The organism is Prevotella veroralis DSM 19559 = JCM 6290, assembly GCF_000377625.1.
GTDB lineage: Bacteria > Bacteroidota > Bacteroidia > Bacteroidales > Bacteroidaceae > Prevotella > Prevotella veroralis.
The window spans coordinates 188,772-210,793 of the sequence record NZ_KB898328.1 but is presented as its reverse complement, the minus strand read 5'-3'; the positions used below and the strand labels follow the sequence as shown (position 1 = coordinate 210,793).

Sequence of the window (22,022 nt, the reverse complement as noted above, 5' to 3'; positions counted from 1 at the left end):
TGCTTATCAAGGATTTTAACTATCTTTGCAAACAACCTAAACAATTACCTATTAGAATGAAAAAGACTTTACTTTCAGTTGTAATCATGCTCCTTGCGCACACGAGTTGGGCACAAGAAGCCTATCATCCCACGCCTGAAAACATTCAAGCACGTCAACAATTTCAAGATGAGAAGTTCGGTGTCTTCCTGCATTGGGGGCTCTACTCGATGATGGGAGTGGGCGAGTGGGTGATGCAAAACAAGGACATTAGCTATCGAGAATACCCTAAGTTGGCTAAGACCTTCTACCCTTCTGAGTTCGACGCAGACGCTTGGGTGAAGGCTATCAAGGATGCCGGTGCGAAATACATCACCATTACGACGCGTCATCATGATGGTTTCTCGCTCTTCAAGACGGCGACAAGTACCTATAACACTGTCGATGGAACGCCCTTCAAAAGGGATATTATTAAGGAACTGGCAGCGGCTTGTCAGCGGCAAGGGATCAAGCTCCACCTCTATTACTCACACCTCGATTGGGGGCGGGAGGACTATCCACAAGGGCGCACGGGACTTGGTACTGGGCGTGACAAGAGCAAAGCGAACTGGGCAAGTTACTATCATTTCATGAACACACAACTAACCGAGTTGCTCACAAACTATGGTCCCGTCGGTGCGATATGGTTTGATGGTTGGTGGGATCATGATAGTGATTCAAAGCCTTTCGATTGGCAGTTACCAGAGCAATATGCCCTCATTCATAAGCTACAACCGCAATGCCTCGTAGCCAATAACCACCATCAAACGCCTAACGAAGGCGAAGACATCCAGATCTTCGAGCGTGACTTACCGGGCGAGAATAAGGCTGGTTTGTCAGGACAAGACATCAGTCGGTTACCGTTGGAGTCGTGTCAAACAATCAACGACCACTGGGGTTACAACATTACCGATACCCTTTACAAATCGCCGAAGGAGTTGATTCAGATGCTCGTGAGGGCTGCCGGTAAGAATGCAAACCTATTGCTCAACATCGGTCCGGAGCCTGGTGGAGCCTTGCCAGACCTTGCCTTGAATAGACTAAAGGCTATGGGTGAATGGTTGAAACAATATGGTGAGACCATCTACGGCACTCGTGGCGGTATAATTGCACCTCACGACTGGGGCGTAAGCACGCAGCGTGGCAACAAGCTGTACGTCCACATCCTTGATTGCATAGACTCCAGTCTGTTCCTCCCAATGGGCAATCGCAAGGTAAAGAATGCTAAAGTCTTTGCCACGGGTAAGCCTGTTCGATTCACAAAGACGGGTGATGGTATAACAGTTAACATGGGTGAGGCTCCGAAAGCGATTGACTATGTTCTCGAACTCACACTTTAGACAATCTCACGGGACTATGAGCAATGATCTAACCAAGTCCTATTTCTAACGAAGAAAACAATTTATTTATCAATACAAAACATTTAGAAACAACGAAGAAAATGAGAAAGATCCTACTTTCCGTGGCTCTTATGATGGCGTCAATAGCCCTACATGCCACAGATGCAAACTATCGGGTAGTACCTTTACCACAATCTATTACAATGCAGAAAGGCGATGCTTTCGTCCTTGATGGTACAACTTCTGTGCTCTCACTAAGCACCGATGAGGCGATGCAACGCAATGTTCAATTCCTGAAACAATATATTCGTGAGACCACAGGCATTAGTCCCGAAGGCACCAGCAAGAAAGGTTCTGTTATCCTATTAAAGCTCAATGACAAGATTGAAAACGCCGAAGGATATGTCATAACAGTAAAGACTAAGAACATAACTATCGAAGGGAAGACAGCCGCAGGAGTGTTCTATGGCATACAAACATTGCGTAAGTCGTTGCCAGTAGAGCAGGCACAGAACGTCAGTTTCCCTACTGCTCAAATCGTGGATCAGCCTCGTTTCGGTTATCGTGGTACGATGCTCGATTGTGCGAGACACTATTTTAAGGTGGAATTCATTAAGGAGTTCATCGACATGTTAGCACTTCATAACCTCAACACGTTCCACTGGCACCTTACAGAAGACCAAGGGTGGCGAGTGCAGATAGACCGCTATCCGAAGTTAACAGAGGTTGGTTCGAAGCGTGCGCAGACGGTAATTGGACGCAACACAGGGCTTTATGATGGTATTCCTTACGGTGGTTTTTATACGAAGGAAGATATGCGTGAGATAGTAAAGTACGCCTCCGACCGCCATATAACAGTGATTCCTGAGATCGATATGCCCGGTCACATGCTGGGCGCACTGGCTGCTTATCCAGAGCTCGGATGTACTGGTGGACCTTACAAAGTGGCTGAGTCTTGGGGCGTGTTTGCCGATATCCTCTGTGCCGGGAATCCGAAGACTTACGAGTTTATCTATAATGTTCTCGATGAGATAACGGACATCTTTCCATCGAAATACATCCATATCGGAGGTGATGAGTCGCCTCGCGACAGATGGAAACAATGCCCCCGTTGCCAAGCGGAGATTAAACGACTCGGCTTGAAGGGATCGAACGGCTTTACCGCAGAAGCACAATTACAATGCTACTTCATGAGCCAAGTTGCGAAGCATTTAGCCGCTAAGGGACGCTCGATAATAGGCTGGGATGAGATCCTCGAAGGCGATGTCGACAAGGGCACAACAGTGATGAGTTGGCGCGGAACAGACGGAGGTTTCGAAGCTGCTAAGCGTGGTTTGGATGTCATAATGTCGCCTACTACGTACTATTACATCGATTACTACCAGACGAAGGACAATAGGCTCACGCTCATAGGAGGGTATCTCCCGACAGAGAAGACATATAGCTATAACCCCGTTCCTGATGATGCAACACCAGCGTTAAAGGCGCATGTTAAGGGTGTACAAGCTAACCTTTGGACAGAATATATAATGGGTCGTGACCTCGCTTTCTACCAACTCTTACCACGTGTGGCAGCCTTGGCAGAGACGGGATGGACCGATAACACGAAGAAGAACTACACCTCTTTTAAGGAGCGCGAAGCGAAGTTGAACATGCTTTACAAGCACTACGATTGGAAGGCATGTCAGGACATCTTCACCCCAGCAAAGTAATAGGAAGGAGCCATCCAGCCTTTCCCATAACCTCTCCTAACCTCCCCCATAACCCCACCTAACCTCCTCTAAGGGGAAAGGAGGAGCCTCACCCCCGCCCCCTCTCCGAATGGAGAGGGGGCGGGGGAGAGGCTGTAGATGGAATGGGGAGAGGCTGTAGTTGGACTTTGATGAGGCTCCCTTTCCTATTTAACAACAAATCTTCTCATTTCTTTGGAAGACTTCTCAAAAAGTATTACATTTGTGTCGACAAACCTAAATGGGGGTGATTACAGGAGATTAGACTCGCTGACTATGATCCTGACAGCCCTCCTTTAAAACCTAAAAGTCAGTCATTACCTATGCAAACTAAAATCCTATGCTGCATAACAGGCACTCTCGCCTTGGGAGCCATCCTACCTGCTCAGGCACAGAAGAAGCCCATGAACATCGTTTATATTATGAGTGACGATCATTCCTATCAAACGATTAGTGCCTACGACAAGCGTTTCATTGATACACCGAACATCGATTGGATTGCTAATCATGGTGTGAAATTCCAAGAGAGTTTCGTTGCTAACTCCCTTAGCGGACCCTCCCGAGCATGTATGTTAACGGGTAAGCACAGTCATGCAAATGGTTTCACAGATAACACCAAGACGTTTGATGGAGGACAGCAAACCTTTCCTAAGCTCTTACAGAGTGCAGGGTATCAGACCGCAATGATCGGTAAGTGGCACCTCACATCACTGCCTACTGGCTTCAACTATTGGGACATTCTCATTGGACAAGGCGACTATTACAACCCCGACTTCTTATGTAATGGCAAGCCACTAAAGCGTCAGGGATATGTGACGAACATCATTGCTGACCTCGCAATAGACTGGATGGAGAATAAAAGAGACCCCTCCAAGCCCTTCTGCTTACTAATGCACAACAAGGCTCCTCACCGTGTTTGGAACCCTGACACATGCGACTTGAACCTCTTTGATGATATACAGTATCCGCTGCCCGAAACGTTCTATGACAACTATGAAGGGCGTTTGGCAGCACAGAAACAGAAGATGAGTATTATCAAAGATATGGACATTGTCTATGATAATAAGATGGCGGATCATGAGCAGGAGATACACTCTGACAAGGAGTTGGAGGCGTGGGGAAGGCGAAACTATGAGCGTATGACATCCTCACAAAAGGCTCAATGGGATCGCTATTATGACCCAATTATACAGAAGTTTAAGGCTGATAAGCTCACCGGAAAGGCGTTAGCTGAATGGAAGTACCAGCGTTACATGCATGATTATATGCGTGTGATTCGATCGGTAGATCGCAATGTTGGACGTGTAATTGAGTATCTCCGCGAGAAGAATTTATTGGATAATACGATGATAGTCTACACCTCCGACCAAGGCTTCTACATGGGTGAACACGGTTGGTTTGATAAGAGATTCATGTATGAAGAGTCGTTCCGTACACCACTACTAATCTATTGTCCGGGAGGGAAACAAGGCGTTGTTGATGAGATGGTACAGAACATTGACTATGCTCCAACATTCTTAGAAGCAGCAGGAGTAAAGGTTCCTTCGGATATTCAAGGGCGTTCGCTCTTGCCGTTGTTACAGGGTAAGAAGCCTGCAGACTGGCGTAAATCGCTGTATTACCATTACTATGAATACCCCGCAGAGCACTCTGTCTGCCGTCATTATGGTATTCGGACGAAGCGTTACACACTGATTCATTTCTATAACGATATAGACTCTTGGGAGCTTTATGACCTCAAGAAAGACCCCTCACAACTACATAATATCTATGGAGAAAAGGGTACGGAGAAACTCACTGAATCGCTCAAGAAGGAGCTAAAAGAGCTGCAAGTACAATACAATGACCCCATAAGAAACCAATATTAGGTAGCGACCTTTGTACTTTTCAAGGACTGTTAACTATCATGAAGAAGCCTTGGCTCGGGAGAGTCAGGGCTTCGCTTTTTGACAGAAGAAGCCTCACCCCCAACCCCTCTCCGAATGGAACAACCCCACCCAGCCTCCCCTAAGGGGAGGAGTGCCTAACGGGAGCCAGTTAGGAAACGCTTACTTTAATTCAAAGAGGGCGTTTCTTCGATGTGAAGAAAGGCTCTCTTTGATAGGAAGAAACGCCCTCTTCGATTGGAGAAGGGCGTTCCTTTGTTTTTAGTTCTGCTGTTCCAGTTAACGAGGCAATGCCTCGTTACATGCCGACCACCCCTCCCTTTTTTATGCAAACGATGCTATTCACTCCCCTCTCCAATAGGAGAGAGGGGGTGGAGGAGGCTTTAGGAGGCTTTCTCCAAAGGGAGCCTATCCACACTTTCGCATACTATTTCAGAAAGAGTCAACGCAAAAAAGCAGAGGAGAAGATGGAATAATATAATTAAAGTTGTACCTTTGTAAGGTTTTAAATTACATATATTATGGTACAAGGAACGTACAACTTAGGGTTTATCTCTGATGAGGACATCTTCAATCACGTAAAGACTACGGTCTTAAAATATAAGACTTTCATAAATTTAAAGATGTTTAATAAGAATCTGATAGACCCTATTAAGCTCACTTTTGATGCTAAGGTATATGGTAAAACATTTGAGGAAATAATTGAGTCAGAATGTATTAGGCAAATAGATAAGACCAATAATAACCATATCGGCTACTTCCATCAGAATCTATTCAGCTATGCTGGCAATGGTTGGTATATACCTAAAACAGGCTTCGATGTGGCTAATGAAGAAAGAAAGATATATGTGGAAATGAAGAACAAACACAACACAATGAACTTTGCTTCAGCCCATGCAACATATATCAAGATGCAGCATCAACTCTTGAAAGTATCTAATTCAACTTGTATGCTTGTCGAAGTCATTGCCAAACAAAGCCAGAACAAGCCATGGAAGATTACTTTAGACAACCAACAATACGAACACGATAACATAAGAAAGGTATCAATAGATAAGTTCTATGAGATAGTTTTTAACGATGCTGATGCTTTTATGAAACTTTGTAAGGCTTTACCAACAATCTTAGATGATGTTATCGGTGAAACTGATAAGGGCTTGATTAACAACAGAGTATATAGTGAGTTGCAGGAACTCTCCGTCGACACGATTAAGAGTCTGTACTTACTTGCATTTGAGAATTACGAAGGATTTAGTCGCTTTTAACATGGAGTTATTCTTTACGATTAACAATATTGCGGACATATTAGGCGTATCTTTTCATACTGTTAATACGTGGGTTAAGAAGGGAACACTCATCTTAGAGCATGGGAATAAGGGTCAAGTGGGCTTCTATGCACATCAATTGAAGGGGATTCCACAAGTAGAAAGCATGGTTAATAGCAGTTGGGAAGAAGAGAGCAAGGTGCAACCTGTAAGAGACTTCACCTCTATTGAGCTGTTTGCAGGTGGTGGTGGACTGGCGTTAGGGATGGAGAAAGCAGGCTTTAAACACGTCCTTCTCAATGAGTTCGACAAGGCTGCTTGTGCCACTCTTAGGCATAATCGACCATCATGGAACGTGGTTGAAAGTGATGTCCATAACGTCTCTTTCAAGGATTATGAAGGGAAGGTTGACTTCCTTTCTGGTGGCTTTCCATGTCAAGCCTTTAGTTATGCAGGTAATAAAGCAGGCTTTGAAGATGCACGAGGGACACTCTTCTTCGAGCTTGCCAGAGCCGTGAAAGAGGTGAGACCAAAGGTGTTTATGGGCGAGAACGTGCGTGGTTTATATACTCATGATCATGGACATACGTTTGAAGTTATTAAGAGTGTGATAGCCGACTTAGGCTATACTCTGGTCGAACCACACATCTTGAAGGCCATACAATACCAAGTTCCACAGAAGCGAGAACGCCTCATCTTGATTGCTATTAGGAATGATTTAGCCGAGAAAGTATCGTTCCACTACCCCTCTCCTTACCATCGAATTGTCACTTTGCGAGACGCTTTCTTCAAAGGAGTTTTATATGATTGTGATGTCCCAAAGTCTATCGGGCAGCAATATCCTAAGCGTAAGAAAGAGATCATGGAGAGGGTTCCGATGGGTGGAAACTGGAAAGATTTGCCTGACAACTTGCAGCGTGAATACATGAAAGCAAGTTATAATATGGAGGGTGGTAGGACGGGAATAGCCCGTAGATTGTCCTTAGATGAACCCTCATTAACGCTTACTTGCGCTCCAGCAATGAAGCAGACGGAACGTTGTCATCCAACAGAAACACGTCCATTAACCGTAAGGGAGTATGCACGAATACAGACCTTCCCTGATAGTTGGGAGTTTTGTGGCAACATGTCAGCACAATATAAGCAGATAGGAAACGCTGTTCCTGTAAACTTGGCAGCTGCTGTTGGACGCTCTCTTATTAGATTGTTTAATGATATCGAAGCCTTGAACTCATAAGAAAGAGAGTGCTTTTCCTTACCATATAGGGGCTAATCGGTGTGTAACGAGGCTGAGTACGCACCACTCGAACTCCCCCCAGTAGGGACAGATGCCCAGGAGGAAACCCCACCCAGCCTCCCCCAAGGGGAGGAGTGCCTAACGGAAGCTAATTGGAAGAGCCTCACCCCGTTCCCTCTCCGAATGGAGAGGGGGAGTGAATAGTATCGTTTGCATAAGAAAGGGAGGGTTGGTTGGCATGTAACAAGGCATTGCCTCGTTAACTGGAACAGCAAGACTAAAAAGAAGAAAATACCACAAAGTAGGGACAGACGCCCTCGTCTGTCCGCATAAAGCGGGGAAGTTGGTTGCGGATCTGGCATTCCTTGGCGGACAGACGAGGGCGTCTGTCCCTACAGGTTGGCATGTTCTTTAAATAAAGGAACGCCCTTCTCAATATGAAGAGGGCGTTTCCTTGCAATGAAAAGGGCATCTCTTCACATCGAAGAAACGCCCTCTTTGAATTAAAGAAACTTTTTCCTAACTCGCTTCCGTTAGGCACTCCTCCCCTTGGGGGAGGTTGGGTGGGGTTTTAACATTCGGAGAGGGGGCAGGGGTGAGGCTGCAGATGGGTTAGTGTGAGACCTTAATTTAAATCATGGATTTTGCTTTTTGAATTATTTTCTATACCTTTGCGAAGTTAAAGAAAGGGCGAGGTAGCCCTTAGAAATCAATGGAGACCATAAGTGGTTATCAATTATGAAGAAAGTATTTGCAGCTTTTGCAATGATAACGGTTATGTCTTTAACGGGCGTAACCATCGTGTCAGCACAAACGAAAAGTAATCAAACTCCAGCAGTAACAGCCGTTGCGTCAGCCGATACTCTATCGGATGATGCACTCAATGATACGGGTGTTGCCGATACCAGTAAGGTGCAGTCTGCGACCCAGCCAATGGGTTTCCACCAGTCGTTGAAACGTAAGTTTATTGAGGGAAATGCGGGCTTCATGTCGCTTGTGGCACTATCATTAGTATTGGGATTAGCCTTTTGCATTGAGCGAATCATCTATCTGAGTCTGTCAGAGATAGACGCTAAACGCTTCGTTGGTAAGTTAGAGGATATGATTGAGGCAGGCGATATCGAGGGGGCAAAAACACTAAGTCGTGACACGCGCGGACCCGTTGCTTCAATCTGTTATCAGGGTTTGCTTCGCATTGACGATTCGATTGATAATATCGAACGGAGCGTTACCTCATACGGTAGCGTACAAAGTGCTAACCTTGAAAAGGGCTGTTCATGGATTACGCTCTTCATCGCTATGGCACCGTCACTGGGCTTCCTTGGAACCGTGATTGGTATGGTGATGGCATTCGATCAGATACAAGAAGCGGGAGACATCAGCCCTACGATTGTTGCAGCAGGTATGAAGGTCGCGTTGATCACCACGATTTTTGGTATCATCGTAGCCCTTGTTTTGCAGGTATTTTATAACTATATTCTATCGAAGATAGAGCACATCACAGCCCAAATGGAGGAGTCGGCAATCTCCTTATTAGACGCTATTATGAAGTATAAACTCAAGAGATAGCGGGCGAACGGAGGCTTGTTTCAATTCAAAATTCATAATTCAAAATTCATAATTATGATTACTTTCAATTGCTGAAAGCATCTATCTATATTGAGAATGATGGTTTATGAGTTAGGAATCAGGACTTATCATAATTTTGAATTGTGAACTTTGAATTTTGAATTGACGCTTATCATAATTTTGAATCGTGAACTTTGAATTTTGAATTGACGCTTATCATAATTTTGAATGATGAACTTTGAATTGTGAATTGACGCTTATCATAATTTTGAATGATGAACTTTAAATTGTGAATTGACGCTTATCATAATTTTGAATTGTGAACTTTGAATTTTGAATTAACTATATGATGAAGAAGATAAAAGGTATAACTAAGATGGATGAGGAGCGCATTTCGCAACGAATCCTCTATGTGATGGTCGCGTTAATAGCCGTTGTCTTCATGGCATTCTACCTAGTTGGATTCAACGAACCATTGGCAAGTGACCCTGCATTTAATGCTCCTTTGCTCACTGATGTACTGATCGGTTTCATGTGGTTCTTGCTCGTTGTTGCTGTCGTGGCAGCGTTAGTAGCGATGGTGAAAGGGCTGCGCACGAGCAATCAAGAGGAGGGATTGAGCAATGGAATACCGTCTCGGAAGATTGCATATATTACTTACGGCGTAACGATTCTACTCCTTGTTCTGTCTTTCGCATTGGGTTCTTCGAAGGCAATGATGGTCAACGGAGCACACTTCACAGATGCTTTTTGGTTGCGTGTGACCGATATGTTCGTCAATACCTCATTGTCACTTCTGGTCATAGCAGCTGGTGTTGTGATCTTTGGAGCAACCCGTTATTATAGAAAGGAACACCAGAAATGATGCGATTTAGGCGTGAAAAGAAACGCACAGTACCGAGCTTGAACACTACATCAACAGCCGACATCTCATTCATGTTGTTGATCCTCTTCCTCGTAGCCTCATCTATGGACCTCGACAAGGGAATCTCCCGTCAGTTGCCACCGATGGATAAGACGCAGAAACAAGCAACTGCCATTGACGGTAAGAAACTGATGCGTATTGCGATAGAGGACGATAATAAGGTGCAGTTGGAGGGTAAGGCTATTGCCGTGGGGACGCTCCATCAGCGTGTACAACAGTTTGTTGAGACGAACGGAAAGGCGCACATGATACAACTGCAAACCTCCCGTAAGGCTTCGTATGACGTTTATGTGCAGGTGCAAAACCAGTTAGTTGAAGCTTATAACACCCTTCGCAATGCTCGTTCGGAGGAGTTATTTGGAAAGGAATTTGAGCTTTGTAGTCGTGAACAACAGGCTCAAATCATGGACGAGATACCGCTAAGAATATCCGAAGTATATGCTATTCCTGCAACAGGAAAAGCCGAGAAAGGAGGTACGGAATGAGACTTTACAGACGTCGTAACCACGATATTCCTGCATTGAACACCGCTTCTTTGCCTGATCTTATCTTCTCCATCCTCTTCTTCTTCATGTTAGTTGTACACATGCGAAAGGCTACTGTACACGTAAAATACCAAGTACCGTCGGCTACGGAACTGTCCCGACTGGACAATAAGTCGCTCGTTCAACATATATATATAGGTCGACCGATGGACGAAACAGGCAAGGTAACAAGCCAAACACCCGTTGTGCAGATGAATGATAAGGTCACCAACATTCCCGAGATACGCAATTATCTCATCCATCTATCCGCCTCCATGCCTCCAGAACAGCGCAAGCAGTTAAGCGTGAGCATAAAGGCTGACCGTCACGTAGACATGGGTTTGATCATTGACCTTAAGCAAGCTCTGCGTGAAGCAAACATCCTCAACGTTAATTTCTCAGCCACTATGAGTCATAAAAAAGGGTAGGAATAATCACTGTTAGTTGTGGATTATTACGAAAGAAGACTTTTTTCTTTGCGGATTAAAGGCTTTTTTGTATCTTTGCAGATAAATAAATAGTTTATTCAGAATGGCACATAGAAGTTTAGACAGGCTTGACAAGAAGATATTGCACTTAATATCTGAGGATGCACGAATCCCTTTCCTTGAGGTCGCCCGTGCGTGTAATGTGAGTGGAGCAGCTATCCATCAACGTATTCAGAAGTTAACAAACTTAGGTGTACTAAAGGGTTCGCAATTTGTTATCGACCCAGAGCGTATAGGCTACGAAACCTGCGCTTTCATCGGTCTTAACCTAAAGAATCCAGAGAAGTTCGACGATGTTGTCGATGCTTTAAAGCAGATTCCAGAGATCGTGGAGTGCCACTATACAACTGGTGAATACGACCTCTTCTTAAAGATGTACGCACATAATAACCATCATCTGATGTCTATCATCCATGACAAACTCATGCCCCTTGGTCTGTCACGTAGCGAGAGTTCTATCTCTTACAACGCCGTTATCGACCGCGCCCTACCTATCGAAGGGATGAAGGTAGCCGATACAATGTTGCTTGATGATGATAACGATGATGACGAGTAAGTAATCACAATCAATCTAAATATTGATATCAAACAGGGATACACATGCTGTGTATCCCTGTTTTTGGTATATAGAGAGAACACCTCTTAAGTTTCCCGAAAACCCCACCCAGCCTCCCCCAAGGGGAGGAGTGCCTAACGGAAGTTAGTTAGGGGAGGCTTTTCTTTAATTCAAAATTCAAAGTTCATAATTCAAAATTATGATTACTTTGAGTTGACGAGGTGACTGGTTGACAAGTAAACGAGTTACTTGTACTGTTGTTAGATAGTATTATTTACAAACAAAGAGGGCGTTTCTTTGATGTGAAGAGACGCCCTTTTTATTGCAAGGAAACGCCCTCTTCAAAGCGAAGAAGGCGTCTCTTTGTTTTTAGTTCTGCTGTTCCAGCTAACGAGGCATAGCCTCGCTACACCCCGACTATACACCACTTCGTATGCAAACAACTCCGTTTACGCCCCTCTCCATTCGGAGAGGGGACGGGGGAGAGGCTGCTTTTCCAACAGAACAAACAACCCGTCTACTCGTTAACTCGTTTCCTTGTTAACTCTACCCAATCCCCATTTTGAATTATGAATTGTGAATTTTGAATTAAAAAAAGGTACAGACTCTTTATGATCTGTACCTTTTCTATAACGTTATGCGCCGTTACGACGACAACGCAACAAGCATATTAATTATTCACCGTACCTCCAACAATATCCAACAACTCGGATGTGATGGCTGCTTGACGCGACTTGTTATATTGCAAATTGAGTGAACGAAGCAACTCATCGGCATTATCTGTTGCCGTTTGCATAGCCACCATGCGGGCTGCATGTTCGGAGGCATTGCTGTCAAGAAGTGCTGTGTACACCATAAGATGGAGCAGCTTTGGCACTAAAGCCTGCAATACTGTAGGTAAATCAGGCTCAACGATGAAGTCATCATTCAATGGAGTAACGACCTCATTATTCGTCTTCTGTGTTTTAACCTGCCCTTTCTTCTTCAAATAGTCTTGTGCTGCTTTGGTTGAGATATCCGATGAGAGGTCACGTTCGGTATCACGATTCAGCTCTTCGCTAAGGTCTATTGGTAGGAAAGGTTTGCGCTGGAGAATCTGACTACCAGCACTCTTAAAGTGGTGATAAATCATCTCTACCCTATCAAACTCGCCTTTCAACCACTTCTGTCCCAGCTCTTTAGCAATATTACGACACTCTTCCGAGTTAGGCTTATCAGCAAGGTTTGGATAAGGATAGACGCATGTGTAACCACGTTTATTCGCTGTCTCAGCCACCTTTCGACCAACAGGATAGATCACAATATCATCCTTTGTCAACCCTTGCGCATGATATTCATCTATCGTATGCTGCATGAGCTTGATGACATTCGCATTAAATCCACCACAGAGCGAACTATTGGAGGAGAACACAAGTAAGGCTACACGCTTCACCGGTCTCTGTACATCAAAAGGAGTCTCGGTATTCGGTGTAGAGACAAGGAAAGCCTTGAGAATATGCTCGAGCATCGCTTCGTAAGGGAGCATGTTCTCGATTGCATTCTGTGCATGATGCAACTTACTCGATGCTACCATCTTCATTGCACTCGTAATCTTACGCGTGCTTTGGACACTGGCTATACGAGTCTTTATTTCCTTTAACGATGCCATTATGTACTGTCTTATTTATATTGTCCGGCAATATTGCCCATCACTTCTTCTATTACCTTTATAGAAGAATCTTCCAACTGACCTGCAGCAAGGGAACTGATGACGTCGGCGTAAGATGAACGCATACTATCAAGGAATTGCTCCTGACAATGGCGAACCTGATCAACTGGTACATCGCGCATCAAACCATGTACACCACAATAAAGGATGGCGATCTGCTCTCCTACTGGCATTGGGCTGTACTGAGGTTGTATCAAAAGCTGGTTATTCTTACGACCACGGTCGAGTGTCATTGCTGTCACTTGATCCATATCAGAAGAGAACTTTGAGAATGCCTCAAGCTCACGATACTGTGCCATATCAATCTTCAGTGTTCCTGCCACCTTCTTCATACTCTTTACCTGTGCAGATCCACCTACACGAGATACTGAAATACCGACATTGATGGCTGGACGGAAGCCCTGATTGAAGAGGTTTGACTCGAGGTATATCTGTCCGTCAGTAATGGATATCACGTTAGTTGGAATGTAAGCAGACACGTCTCCAGCTTGAGTCTCGATGATAGGTAAGGCTGTTAACGAACCACCACCCTTGACATGTCCCTTCATACACTCAGGTAGATCGTTCATCTGCTCAGCAATCTCTTGCTGGTCATTGACACGTGCTGCACGCTCCAATAGACGTGAGTGAAGATAGAACACATCGCCTGGGTAAGCCTCACGACCAGATGGACGGCGAAGGATCAAAGATACCTCACGATAGGCAACAGCTTGTTTTGACAAGTCGTCATAAACGACAAGAGCAGAGTAACCACGGTCTCTGAAGTATTCACCAATAGCGGCACCTGCGAACGGAGCATAGTATTGCATAGCTGCTGGATCGGCTGCAGTTGCACTCACGACAATCGTATATGGTAATGCACCACGTTCCTTTAGATTCTGCACCAAAGTAGCTACTGTAGATGCTTTCTGCCCTATGGCAACATAGATACAATATACTGGTTTGCCTTGTTCATAGAAACTCTTCTGGTTGAGGATGGTATCAACAGCAATCGCAGTCTTACCTGTCTGACGGTCACCAATGATAAGCTCACGCTGACCACGACCAATAGGAATCATTGAGTCGACAGCCTTCAGACCTGTTTGGAGCGGTTCCTTCACTGGTTGACGATAGATCACACCAGGAGCTTTACGGTCCAATGGCATCTCGAAAGAGTCGGTTAGGTCGATATCACCCTTACCATCAATCGCTTCTCCCAGAGGGTTCACCACACGTCCCAAGAAATTGTCATTCACACGGATTGAGGCAATACGATGTGTACGCTTAACGCTTTGTCCCTCCTTGATACCCGTTGTAGGACCAAGAAGAATACATCCGACATTGTCTTCCTCCAAGTTCATGACAATAGCCATAGTGCCATTCTCAAATTCAAGCAACTCATTGGCTTCAGCATTACGAAGACCATACACACGTGCTACACCATCACCAACGGTTAACACAGTGCCGACTTCATCAAACTTCTCCTCTGAGTTAATGCCTTGCAATTCCTTTACAAGAATCTCAGACACCTCACTTGGTTTAATTTTATCTGACATGTTATTAATTTATTACTTTGTTAATTGTGTGAGGATAGCATTCAGTTTGTTCTTCACACTCGCATCCATCCTGTAAGTATCATACTCGAGTATGAATCCCCCAATGAGCGATGGATCAACTTCGGTGTTGAACTCAACAGTACCCTGACTACGGGCTTCCACCAATGCTTTCATCTTATTCTCTGTTTCTTCAGAGACGGGTGAAGCGGTGATAACCTTGCCCTGAATGATATGTTTCTGCTTTCTATACAGAGAGACATAATCGTTTGCCATTAACTGTAACAGGTCTTCTCTATCCTCCTTCAGTACAAGAGAAAAGAAGTTACTAACCAAATCGGGACATTTGTCACCACAGGCTACTTCCAATAGTTTGCGCTTCTTATCCTTAGGAAGCATCGGACTCTCGATGGTCACACGTAAATTCTTTACTTGTAAGTAAGCCTGAGCAAGGGTCTGCATAATTACATATACCTTATCTTCAAGCCCTTGTTCACAAGTAGCCTTGAATAACGCACGAGCATAGCGAACCGATATTACACCTGTATTCATAAGCGTTTATTTACTTTCTGTACCATTAGAAGAAGCAACTTCATCCAATAAGCTATCGATGAGTTGAGCCTGTTCTGCAGATGTTGTCAACTGTTTGCGAAGAATCTTCTCAGCAATTTGTACAGACAACTCAGCTACCTGTGAACGGATATCACGTATAGCCGCTTGCTTCTGACTCTCTATCTCTGCCTTGGCTTCTGATAGGATTCGAGCACTCTCTTCATGCGCTTTCTCCTGAGCCTGTTCAACTATAGAGTCACGCGTTTGAGACGCTTCACGAAGTATCTGCGCCTGCTTCTCGCGTGCTTCCATAAGCAGCTCCTCACCTTGTTTCTGAATATTAGCAAGCCTCAAGTTAGCTTCCTCTGCCTTTGCTAAACTCTCATCTATATAGTTCTTGCGCTCATTCACCATCTTAATAATCGATGGGAAGCCCCATCGCCATAGGATGAAGAAGACCACCAGAAAGACAATTGTCATCCAAAAGAGCAAACCACTATCTGGCAATAATAATGACATAAGCTGCTAAATTACTTTTCTTATTACTCTTATTAACTAACTCCTCTTGTGTAGTTTAGAATACACAAAGAAGAGCGATAATAGCTGCGAAGAAGGCAACACCCTCTACCAATGCTGCAGCAATAATCATTGATGAACGAAGGTCACCGATCTTCTCTGGCTGACGAGCCATAGCATCCATAGCCTGACCACCGATACGACCAATACCAAGACCTGCGCCTACAGCTGCGATACCTGCACCGATTGCGGCGCCTAACTTTGCAGTCTCTGCTGCTAATAACAATGATGTCAACATAGTTTTTTACTTTTAATATTAATTATTTCTTATTATTTATTTCGTTACTTATGATAGATTAGGAAAGTATCACCTGTCTTTTAAGGGATTATCTCCCTACTCTATCCTTATTCCCTAAGCTTTCACCTTCTCTTCTACAGGCTCATGAACTCGTGCCAAAGAGATAAATACAGCACTCAACATCGTGAACACCAATGCTTGAATGAAGCTAACAAGAATCTCTAAAAGCATCATAAAGATACTCATTCCCACACTCACAATGGTCATGGAAGAACTAAGTACAATACCCATAGTCGCCATGATGAAGATAATACAGGTCAAAGCCAATGCAATAGCATGTCCTGCCATCATATTAGCAAATAGACGCACCATCAATGCAAAGGGTTTCGTGAAGATACCAAAAATCTCAATCACTGGCATCAAAGGTACTGGTACCTTCAGCCATGCGGGTACATCTGGCCAAAAGATATCCTTCCAATAATGCTTCGTACCCGAGAAGTTGGTTACTAAGAAGGTGCAGATAGCCAAAAAGAAGGTAATCGTTATATTACCCGTGAGGTTTCCTCCACCCGGTGGGAATGGTACAATACCCATGACATTAGCCACAAAGATGAAGAAGAAACAGGTCAATAAGTAAGGTGCATATTTATCTGCTTCCTTACCCAATGTTGGTTTTATCACTTCATCATAGACATACATCACGAACATGTGCATCAATCCAGTGAATCCCTTTGGAGCCTTATCTGTAACCTTGTGACGGCGACACCAGCGTGCTGGAATCAATATACAAAGTAACAAAAGGATAGCATCAATAAAGAGTACACACACCGACTTTGTAATCGAAATATCGAATGGACGTACCTCTGTCCCATCTGGTTTCAATTCAACAATACGCCGTTCATAATTCCCCTTTGTTGCTATAAACAAGTTAGGGTTATTCTTACAAGGACGATAACCAGCGTGTGGTCCATGTTCTAAAGGCTCTTCTGCAAAGTCTTCTGCCCAACCTGTATACCAACCATCCGACGTCTTCACGATAACTGGAAGATTGATGATGACGGGCTTATCTCCTATATTGGTAACATGCCATTCATAGGAGTCTTTGATGTGTCCCCACAATATGCCTTGCAAGTCCACACCGCCTCCCTTACTCTCTGATGCAGCCGCACCAGGTAAGAGAAGAAATAGCATTACAGCCATGCAAAGCAAATGCTTGAGATATTTCATTCGTCAATTATTAGTTTTATTGTTCTTTTCTACTTTAGAAAAATAGATGGTATCGAATGCTAATAGCACCAGATAGAAAATCATAAAGATGACCGCAAAGCTCAGAATCATAACTCTTTCCTTTACAATCAAGGCATAAACCAGAATCGTAAGGAAGGCTAATAGCATACGGAAAGCCGAACCAGCAAGATAAAACTTACCCAAAACAGCTGGCGACTTAGCCGCTATCGCTTTCCAAGCTCCTCCATAGATTGAGGCTGTGATGAGGGAGAATAACGCACTAATCGTTAGCATGTTAAGGTAAGAGGAGTGCATAGTCACTTGCGCAATCAATATACCCACAAGGTACAATCCAAAGATAATCCAAAGGTTCATCTTGTGATACCTCTTATACACCTTATTATAATCCATCATTCAAAAACCTCGTCTCTAAGAGAGTACTATCTTTATATCTCCACACAAAGACTCACCTCATTCTTCTTCACCTCGACGAAACCGCCAACGATCTGAAGCTCGTTCTTCGTGCCCTTCGTACTATAGACAACCTTACCTTCTACCAATGTTGAGATGATAGGGGCATGGTCGTTGAGTATCTCAAACTGCCCCACTGTACCCGGAACGAGCACACTATCAACTTCACCAGTATAGACAATCCTTTCAGGAGATACTATTTTAAGTGTCAGCATAGACAATCCTATTATTATTCTATTTCGGTATGGAAGACCATTACTTCGTAGCTGCAAGGAGTTGCTTAGCCTTCTCCTTGGCATCTTCTATCGTACCAACGTTCAAGAAAGCCTGCTCTGGGAGGTCATCAACTTCACCATTCAAGATAGCATTGAAGCCCTTGATGGTCTCTTCGATAGGAACCATTACACCCTTAATACCCGTAAACTGCTCTGCAACAGTAAATGGTTGAGAGAGGAAACGCTGTACACGACGAGCACGATTAACGACTAACTTATCGTCATCTGACAACTCATCCATACCAAGAATAGCAATGATATCCTGCAACTCATTATACTTCTGTAGTAATTGCTTTACTCTCTGTGCACACTCATAGTGCTCCTTACCCACGATCAATGGGTCAAGAATACGAGATGTACTGCCCAGTGGATCTACAGCAGGGTATATACCTAACTCCGTAATCTTACGACTTAACTCTGTCGTAGCATCCAAGTGGGTGAAAGTCGTAGCTGGAGCAGGGTCGGTTAAGTCATCTGCTGGCACATAAACAGCCTGTACAGAAGTAATAGAACCACGTTTGGTTGAGGTGATACGCTCCTGCATTGCGCCCATCTCACTCGCCAATGTAGGTTGATAACCCACGGCTGATGGCATACGACCCAGCAATGCTGACACCTCAGAACCAGCCTGCGTGAAACGGAAGATATTATCAATAAAGAACATGATATCGGCTGCTTCGCCGTTCTTACCACCATGATCGCGGAACTCCTCAGCAACTGTCAAACCAGAGAGTGCCACTGATGCACGTGCCCCAGGAGGCTCATTCATCTGCCCATAGACAAGTGTTGCCTGTGATTTCTGCAACTCTTCGGGGTCAACTAACGACAAATCCCACTTGCCTTCCTCCATTGCTTTGCGGAACTTATCGCCATATCGGATAACACCAGACTCCAACATATCACGAATCAGGTCGTTTCCTTCACGAGTACGCTCACCTACACCAGCAAAAACAGAGTATCCGTTATGCCCCTTAGCGATGTTATTAATCAGCTCCATGATAAGCACTGTCTTACCTACACCAGCACCACCAAAGAGACCAATCTTACCACCTTTCATATAAGGCTCAAGTAGATCGATGACCTTAATACCTGTCTGAAGCATTTCTTTATGGGTAGACAAGTCCTCAAACTTTGGTGCCTCACGATGGATAGGATATGCACCTTCCATCTTCAAGGCCTCCATACCATCGATAGGCTGACCTATCACGTTCATCATTCTACCCTTAATCTGTTCTCCGGCAGGCATTACAATCGGACTACCAGTTGGTACAACCTCAAGTCCGCGTTGCAGACCTTCAGTATTATCCATGGCTACGCAGCGCACAGTATCCTCTCCGATATGCTGCTGCACCTCGATAATCAAATCCTGTCCAGAGGGTCTTTTAACACGCAGGGCATCGTAAATCTTAGGTAAAACCTGCTCTGGATTCTCTCCCTTAGTATCAAAGAATACATCGATAACAGGGCCGATGATCTGGGAGATACGCCCATTAATCTGTGACATAAAATATGTTTGTTTTTTATTATTATTTCTTCTCTCTATATATAATAAGGTGTAACACTCCTGCAAGTGACTATTCGGAGCGATGGACTAAATACTTAGTTCGTCCAACACCTTAATGAGTTTGCGATCGAAAGGCTTATCCGAACGGATGGCTTCAGACAATGGAACGTAAACAACCTCATTGTTTCTCACACCAACCATGATGTTACGCTGACCCTGCATAATCGCTTCGATGGCACCAACACCCGTACAGCTTGCTAAGATACGGTCACGTGCTGAAGGGCGACCACCGCGTTGCAAGTGTCCAAGGATGGACACTCTCACATCGTAATCAGGGAACTCTTTACGCACACGATCGGCATAATACATCGCACCACACTTCGGGCTCTCTGAAACGATGACGATACAACTTCTCTTCGACTTGCGTATTCCACGCTCCATGAAGCGTGCCAACTGGTCAACATCAGTTGAGTCTTCAGGAATAATAGCAGCCTCAGCACCACTGGCAATAGCCGAGTTCTGAGCCAAGAAACCTGCATCACGCCCCATCACTTCAACGAAGAAGATTCGTTCATGGCTCTGCGCAGTATCGCGAATACGGTCTACACACTCCATGATAGTATTCATCGTCGTATCGTAACCAATGGTACTATCCGTTCCATAGAGGTCGTTATCAATCGTTCCAGGCAACCCAATACAACAGAAGTCATACTCTTGTGCGAACTTCATAGCACCCGTTAGCGAGCCATTACCGCCTATCACAACCAGAGCATCAATACCTTCCGCCACAAGATTGTCGTAAGCTGTCTTTCTGCCTTCCACTGTTGCAAATGCTTTCGAGCGTGCAGTCTTTAGAATCGTACCGCCTTGCCCGATAATTCCACTCACATTCTCTGTTGTAAAAGGCTTTATATCGTCAGTTACCAAACCGTCATATCCACGATAGACAGCCTTGATATTAAAACCATTATAGATGCCTGCACGTGTCACTGCACGGATAGCAGCATTCATGCCGGGCGCATCGCCTCCTGAAGTCAGAATACCTATTGTCTTTATTTTAGCCATCTTTTTCGCTATAATTCTTTTAGTAAATCATGCACAAAGATAATAAATAAATGAGATATAAGCAACACTGACTATAAAAAGTTACGATTTAGTTCAAAAAAATTAAACCTTACGTCAATCATTCTTCGGCATCCTTACTTCTGCTCCCTTTGCATCTCCTCTAACAGACATCACTTATCACTCGCAGCTATTCTCGTATATTTACATTCCATAGCATGGTCAATTTGCTGAATTTAGAGGTTTCCGGAAGTCATAAAAACACGCACTCTATCACTCTCTAATACCGTAATTTAGTTTTTATTATAGTTGCTGTCACTTTTAACATTTACGACAACTCCCTTATAAACAGCATATTACACCCATTAAAAGTATGACAGTAGTGACAGCAACTTTCAAACTGACATTGCCTTACTTAGTCTTTTCACCACCAAATCCTTAGCCCTTATCAGAGCACAGCAGCAATCTTCCTAATCTTATCCATGCGTTCCATATAAGAGTGGTTACGCTTAGACATGATAATTTTATCCCTTGCTTGTAACCGAAGCAAGGGATCGGCAGCAATGTCCAAAGACTTTGCAATCAACAAAGCTATTTGTGTGTTAATAGGGCGATGACAAACCACTCTATCTATAACAACGCTTGCGAAATTCAAAGAAAATATGTACTTTTGTACTGTATAACTACACTTTATTATGACAAAGAACCTTATTACTGCTCTTATCATAGCCCTTGCACTCTGCAGTGTGGCTGCTTGTAAGAAAGAGAGAAAGTCGAATGATATCATAACTAAGATGGCTCCGCGCCCGAAAGTACCAACCGGGCCGAAGAGCCTATCGGACTTTAAATACGAAAAGAAGGTCGAATGGATGGGCGGAACATATACTATCACGATTCATCGATATGCTGACAAAGACCTCGAATTAGCCGTAGATGAAGACGGAAGAAAGTATTACGACAATAAGGTGCAATTATCCATCAAGCGTCCAGATGGCACCACTTTCTATGACAGAACATTTACTAAGAACGACTTTAAAGAGTTCACCAACAACCACTACGGAGAGCATGGTTCACTCGTAGGGTTTATGTTTGACCATGTAGAAGGCGATGCCTTGCGTTTCGGAGTGAGCGTTGGTTCGCCTGACCCTAATAGCGATGAGTATGTTCCAATGGACTTTGTCATTGATAAGTCGTGCCGTGTTCGTATCTCAAATGCCACCGAGTTAGACACTGGTAGCGATCAGGATGCTCCAACAAAACCTAAGACTGAAGAGGAGATCTCCGAAGAGGAAGGGGTATAAAGAGGCTGTGCTCTCCCCCTCCAGCTCCCCCAGTAGGG

Annotated in this window: 22 protein-coding genes; 11 read left to right on the top strand and 11 right to left on the bottom strand. The window is 44.2% G+C overall.

Translation table 11 applies throughout. The annotated features are described in order from the left end of the window. Window positions 1-56: 56 nt before the first annotated feature. From D464_RS0105645 to D464_RS0105595, 10 genes are all read left to right on the top strand, one after another. Window positions 57-1,358 (top strand): alpha-L-fucosidase, encoded by a 1,302-nt coding sequence (locus D464_RS0105645; RefSeq protein WP_018910535.1) that lies wholly within the window; start codon window positions 57-59, stop codon window positions 1,356-1,358. 101 nt (window positions 1,359-1,459) lie between these two features. Continuing rightward, a complete protein-coding gene (locus D464_RS0105640; RefSeq protein ID WP_018910534.1) occupies window positions 1,460-3,070 on the top strand; it encodes a beta-N-acetylhexosaminidase in 1,611 nt (536 codons plus the stop codon). 341 nt (window positions 3,071-3,411) lie between these two features. After that, window positions 3,412-4,956 (top strand): sulfatase family protein, encoded by a 1,545-nt coding sequence (locus D464_RS0105635; RefSeq protein ID WP_018910533.1) that lies wholly within the window; start codon window positions 3,412-3,414, stop codon window positions 4,954-4,956. A 539-nt stretch (window positions 4,957-5,495) separates the two neighbouring features. Beyond that, window positions 5,496-6,239, top strand: coding sequence for an Eco47II family restriction endonuclease (locus D464_RS0105625; protein ID WP_018910531.1), 744 nt, complete (start codon window positions 5,496-5,498; stop codon window positions 6,237-6,239). 1 nt (window position 6,240) lies between these two features. Further along, window positions 6,241-7,476, top strand: a complete 1,236-nt coding sequence (locus tag D464_RS0105620) for a DNA cytosine methyltransferase (RefSeq protein ID WP_018910530.1) — start codon at window positions 6,241-6,243, stop codon at window positions 7,474-7,476. Between the two features lie 738 nt (window positions 7,477-8,214). Next, the gene (locus D464_RS0105615; protein ID WP_018910528.1) at window positions 8,215-9,045 is read left to right on the top strand and encodes a MotA/TolQ/ExbB proton channel family protein; all 831 of its coding nucleotides are present in this window, start codon (window positions 8,215-8,217) and stop codon (window positions 9,043-9,045) included. Between the two features lie 349 nt (window positions 9,046-9,394). After that, a complete protein-coding gene (locus tag D464_RS0105610; RefSeq protein WP_024985877.1) occupies window positions 9,395-9,910 on the top strand; it encodes a hypothetical protein in 516 nt (171 codons plus the stop codon). Beyond that, window positions 9,907-10,455, top strand: a complete 549-nt coding sequence (locus tag D464_RS0105605; RefSeq protein WP_018910526.1) for an ExbD/TolR family protein — start codon at window positions 9,907-9,909, stop codon at window positions 10,453-10,455. Before D464_RS0105610 ends, D464_RS0105605 begins: the two co-directional genes overlap by 4 nt. Further along, a complete protein-coding gene (locus D464_RS0105600; protein WP_018910525.1) occupies window positions 10,452-10,922 on the top strand; it encodes an ExbD/TolR family protein in 471 nt (156 codons plus the stop codon). Before D464_RS0105605 ends, D464_RS0105600 begins: the two co-directional genes overlap by 4 nt. A gap of 103 nt (window positions 10,923-11,025) precedes the next feature. After that, window positions 11,026-11,538 (top strand): Lrp/AsnC family transcriptional regulator, encoded by a 513-nt coding sequence (locus tag D464_RS0105595; protein WP_004381606.1) that lies wholly within the window; start codon window positions 11,026-11,028, stop codon window positions 11,536-11,538. 670 nt (window positions 11,539-12,208) lie between these two features. Here the strand turns inward: D464_RS0105595 and D464_RS0105590 are convergent. From D464_RS0105590 to D464_RS13125, 11 genes are all read right to left on the bottom strand, one after another. Next, entirely contained in the window at window positions 12,209-13,186 is a 978-nt protein-coding gene (locus D464_RS0105590) for a F0F1 ATP synthase subunit gamma (protein WP_018910524.1), read from the bottom strand. Between the two features lie 11 nt (window positions 13,187-13,197). Further along, a complete protein-coding gene (atpA, locus tag D464_RS0105585; protein WP_018910523.1) occupies window positions 13,198-14,781 on the bottom strand; it encodes a F0F1 ATP synthase subunit alpha in 1,584 nt (527 codons plus the stop codon). Between the two features lie 12 nt (window positions 14,782-14,793). After that, the gene (locus D464_RS0105580) at window positions 14,794-15,330 is read right to left on the bottom strand and encodes a F0F1 ATP synthase subunit delta (RefSeq protein WP_018910522.1); all 537 of its coding nucleotides are present in this window, start codon (window positions 15,328-15,330) and stop codon (window positions 14,794-14,796) included. A 6-nt stretch (window positions 15,331-15,336) separates the two neighbouring features. Then, window positions 15,337-15,849: a F0F1 ATP synthase subunit B gene (gene atpF / locus D464_RS0105575; RefSeq protein WP_018910521.1), complete on the bottom strand. Its 513-nt coding sequence runs from the start codon at window positions 15,847-15,849 to the stop codon at window positions 15,337-15,339. 55 nt (window positions 15,850-15,904) lie between these two features. After that, on the bottom strand, window positions 15,905-16,144 hold the full coding sequence (atpE, locus tag D464_RS0105570; protein WP_004352373.1) for an ATP synthase F0 subunit C: 240 nt from the start codon (window positions 16,142-16,144) through the stop codon (window positions 15,905-15,907). A gap of 114 nt (window positions 16,145-16,258) precedes the next feature. Continuing rightward, on the bottom strand, window positions 16,259-17,371 hold the full coding sequence (gene atpB / locus D464_RS0105565) for a F0F1 ATP synthase subunit A (RefSeq protein WP_018910520.1): 1,113 nt from the start codon (window positions 17,369-17,371) through the stop codon (window positions 16,259-16,261). Window positions 17,372-17,374: 3 nt separating this feature from the next. After that, window positions 17,375-17,785, bottom strand: a complete 411-nt coding sequence (locus D464_RS0105560; RefSeq protein ID WP_018910519.1) for a hypothetical protein — start codon at window positions 17,783-17,785, stop codon at window positions 17,375-17,377. A 32-nt stretch (window positions 17,786-17,817) separates the two neighbouring features. Next, on the bottom strand, window positions 17,818-18,057 hold the full coding sequence (gene atpC / locus D464_RS0105555) for an ATP synthase F1 subunit epsilon (RefSeq protein WP_004381651.1): 240 nt from the start codon (window positions 18,055-18,057) through the stop codon (window positions 17,818-17,820). A gap of 40 nt (window positions 18,058-18,097) precedes the next feature. Further along, window positions 18,098-19,621: a F0F1 ATP synthase subunit beta gene (gene atpD / locus D464_RS0105550; RefSeq protein WP_018910518.1), complete on the bottom strand. Its 1,524-nt coding sequence runs from the start codon at window positions 19,619-19,621 to the stop codon at window positions 18,098-18,100. An 87-nt stretch (window positions 19,622-19,708) separates the two neighbouring features. After that, window positions 19,709-20,686, bottom strand: a complete 978-nt coding sequence (gene pfkA / locus D464_RS0105545; RefSeq protein WP_018910517.1) for a 6-phosphofructokinase — start codon at window positions 20,684-20,686, stop codon at window positions 19,709-19,711. Between the two features lie 445 nt (window positions 20,687-21,131). Further along, window positions 21,132-21,338, bottom strand: coding sequence for a hypothetical protein (locus D464_RS13125; protein WP_024985879.1), 207 nt, complete (start codon window positions 21,336-21,338; stop codon window positions 21,132-21,134). Window positions 21,339-21,378: 40 nt separating this feature from the next. Here D464_RS13125 and D464_RS0105535 point away from each other — a divergent pair, with 40 nt between their 5' ends. Continuing rightward, window positions 21,379-21,984, top strand: coding sequence for a DUF4738 domain-containing protein (locus D464_RS0105535; RefSeq protein ID WP_018910515.1), 606 nt, complete (start codon window positions 21,379-21,381; stop codon window positions 21,982-21,984). Window positions 21,985-22,022: the final 38 nt, after the last annotated feature.

Coding starts and splice junctions, on each gene's coding strand:
- D464_RS0105645 (WP_018910535.1), top strand. CDS start 57: ATGAAAAAGACTTTACTTTCAGTTGTAATCATGCTCCTTGCGCACACG.
- D464_RS0105640 (WP_018910534.1), top strand. CDS start 1,460: ATGAGAAAGATCCTACTTTCCGTGGCTCTTATGATGGCGTCAATAGCC.
- D464_RS0105635 (WP_018910533.1), top strand. CDS start 3,412: ATGCAAACTAAAATCCTATGCTGCATAACAGGCACTCTCGCCTTGGGA.
- D464_RS0105625 (WP_018910531.1), top strand. CDS start 5,496: ATGGTACAAGGAACGTACAACTTAGGGTTTATCTCTGATGAGGACATC.
- D464_RS0105620 (WP_018910530.1), top strand. CDS start 6,241: ATGGAGTTATTCTTTACGATTAACAATATTGCGGACATATTAGGCGTA.
- D464_RS0105615 (WP_018910528.1), top strand. CDS start 8,215: ATGAAGAAAGTATTTGCAGCTTTTGCAATGATAACGGTTATGTCTTTA.
- D464_RS0105610 (WP_024985877.1), top strand. CDS start 9,395: ATGAAGAAGATAAAAGGTATAACTAAGATGGATGAGGAGCGCATTTCG.
- D464_RS0105605 (WP_018910526.1), top strand. CDS start 9,907: ATGATGCGATTTAGGCGTGAAAAGAAACGCACAGTACCGAGCTTGAAC.
- D464_RS0105600 (WP_018910525.1), top strand. CDS start 10,452: ATGAGACTTTACAGACGTCGTAACCACGATATTCCTGCATTGAACACC.
- D464_RS0105595 (WP_004381606.1), top strand. CDS start 11,026: ATGGCACATAGAAGTTTAGACAGGCTTGACAAGAAGATATTGCACTTA.
- D464_RS0105590 (WP_018910524.1), bottom strand. CDS start 13,186: ATGGCATCGTTAAAGGAAATAAAGACTCGTATAGCCAGTGTCCAAAGC.
- atpA (WP_018910523.1), bottom strand. CDS start 14,781: ATGTCAGATAAAATTAAACCAAGTGAGGTGTCTGAGATTCTTGTAAAG.
- D464_RS0105580 (WP_018910522.1), bottom strand. CDS start 15,330: ATGAATACAGGTGTAATATCGGTTCGCTATGCTCGTGCGTTATTCAAG.
- atpF (WP_018910521.1), bottom strand. CDS start 15,849: ATGTCATTATTATTGCCAGATAGTGGTTTGCTCTTTTGGATGACAATT.
- atpE (WP_004352373.1), bottom strand. CDS start 16,144: ATGTTGACATCATTGTTATTAGCAGCAGAGACTGCAAAGTTAGGCGCC.
- atpB (WP_018910520.1), bottom strand. CDS start 17,371: ATGAAATATCTCAAGCATTTGCTTTGCATGGCTGTAATGCTATTTCTT.
- D464_RS0105560 (WP_018910519.1), bottom strand. CDS start 17,785: ATGATGGATTATAATAAGGTGTATAAGAGGTATCACAAGATGAACCTT.
- atpC (WP_004381651.1), bottom strand. CDS start 18,057: ATGCTGACACTTAAAATAGTATCTCCTGAAAGGATTGTCTATACTGGT.
- atpD (WP_018910518.1), bottom strand. CDS start 19,621: ATGTCACAGATTAATGGGCGTATCTCCCAGATCATCGGCCCTGTTATC.
- pfkA (WP_018910517.1), bottom strand. CDS start 20,686: ATGGCTAAAATAAAGACAATAGGTATTCTGACTTCAGGAGGCGATGCG.
- D464_RS0105535 (WP_018910515.1), top strand. CDS start 21,379: ATGACAAAGAACCTTATTACTGCTCTTATCATAGCCCTTGCACTCTGC.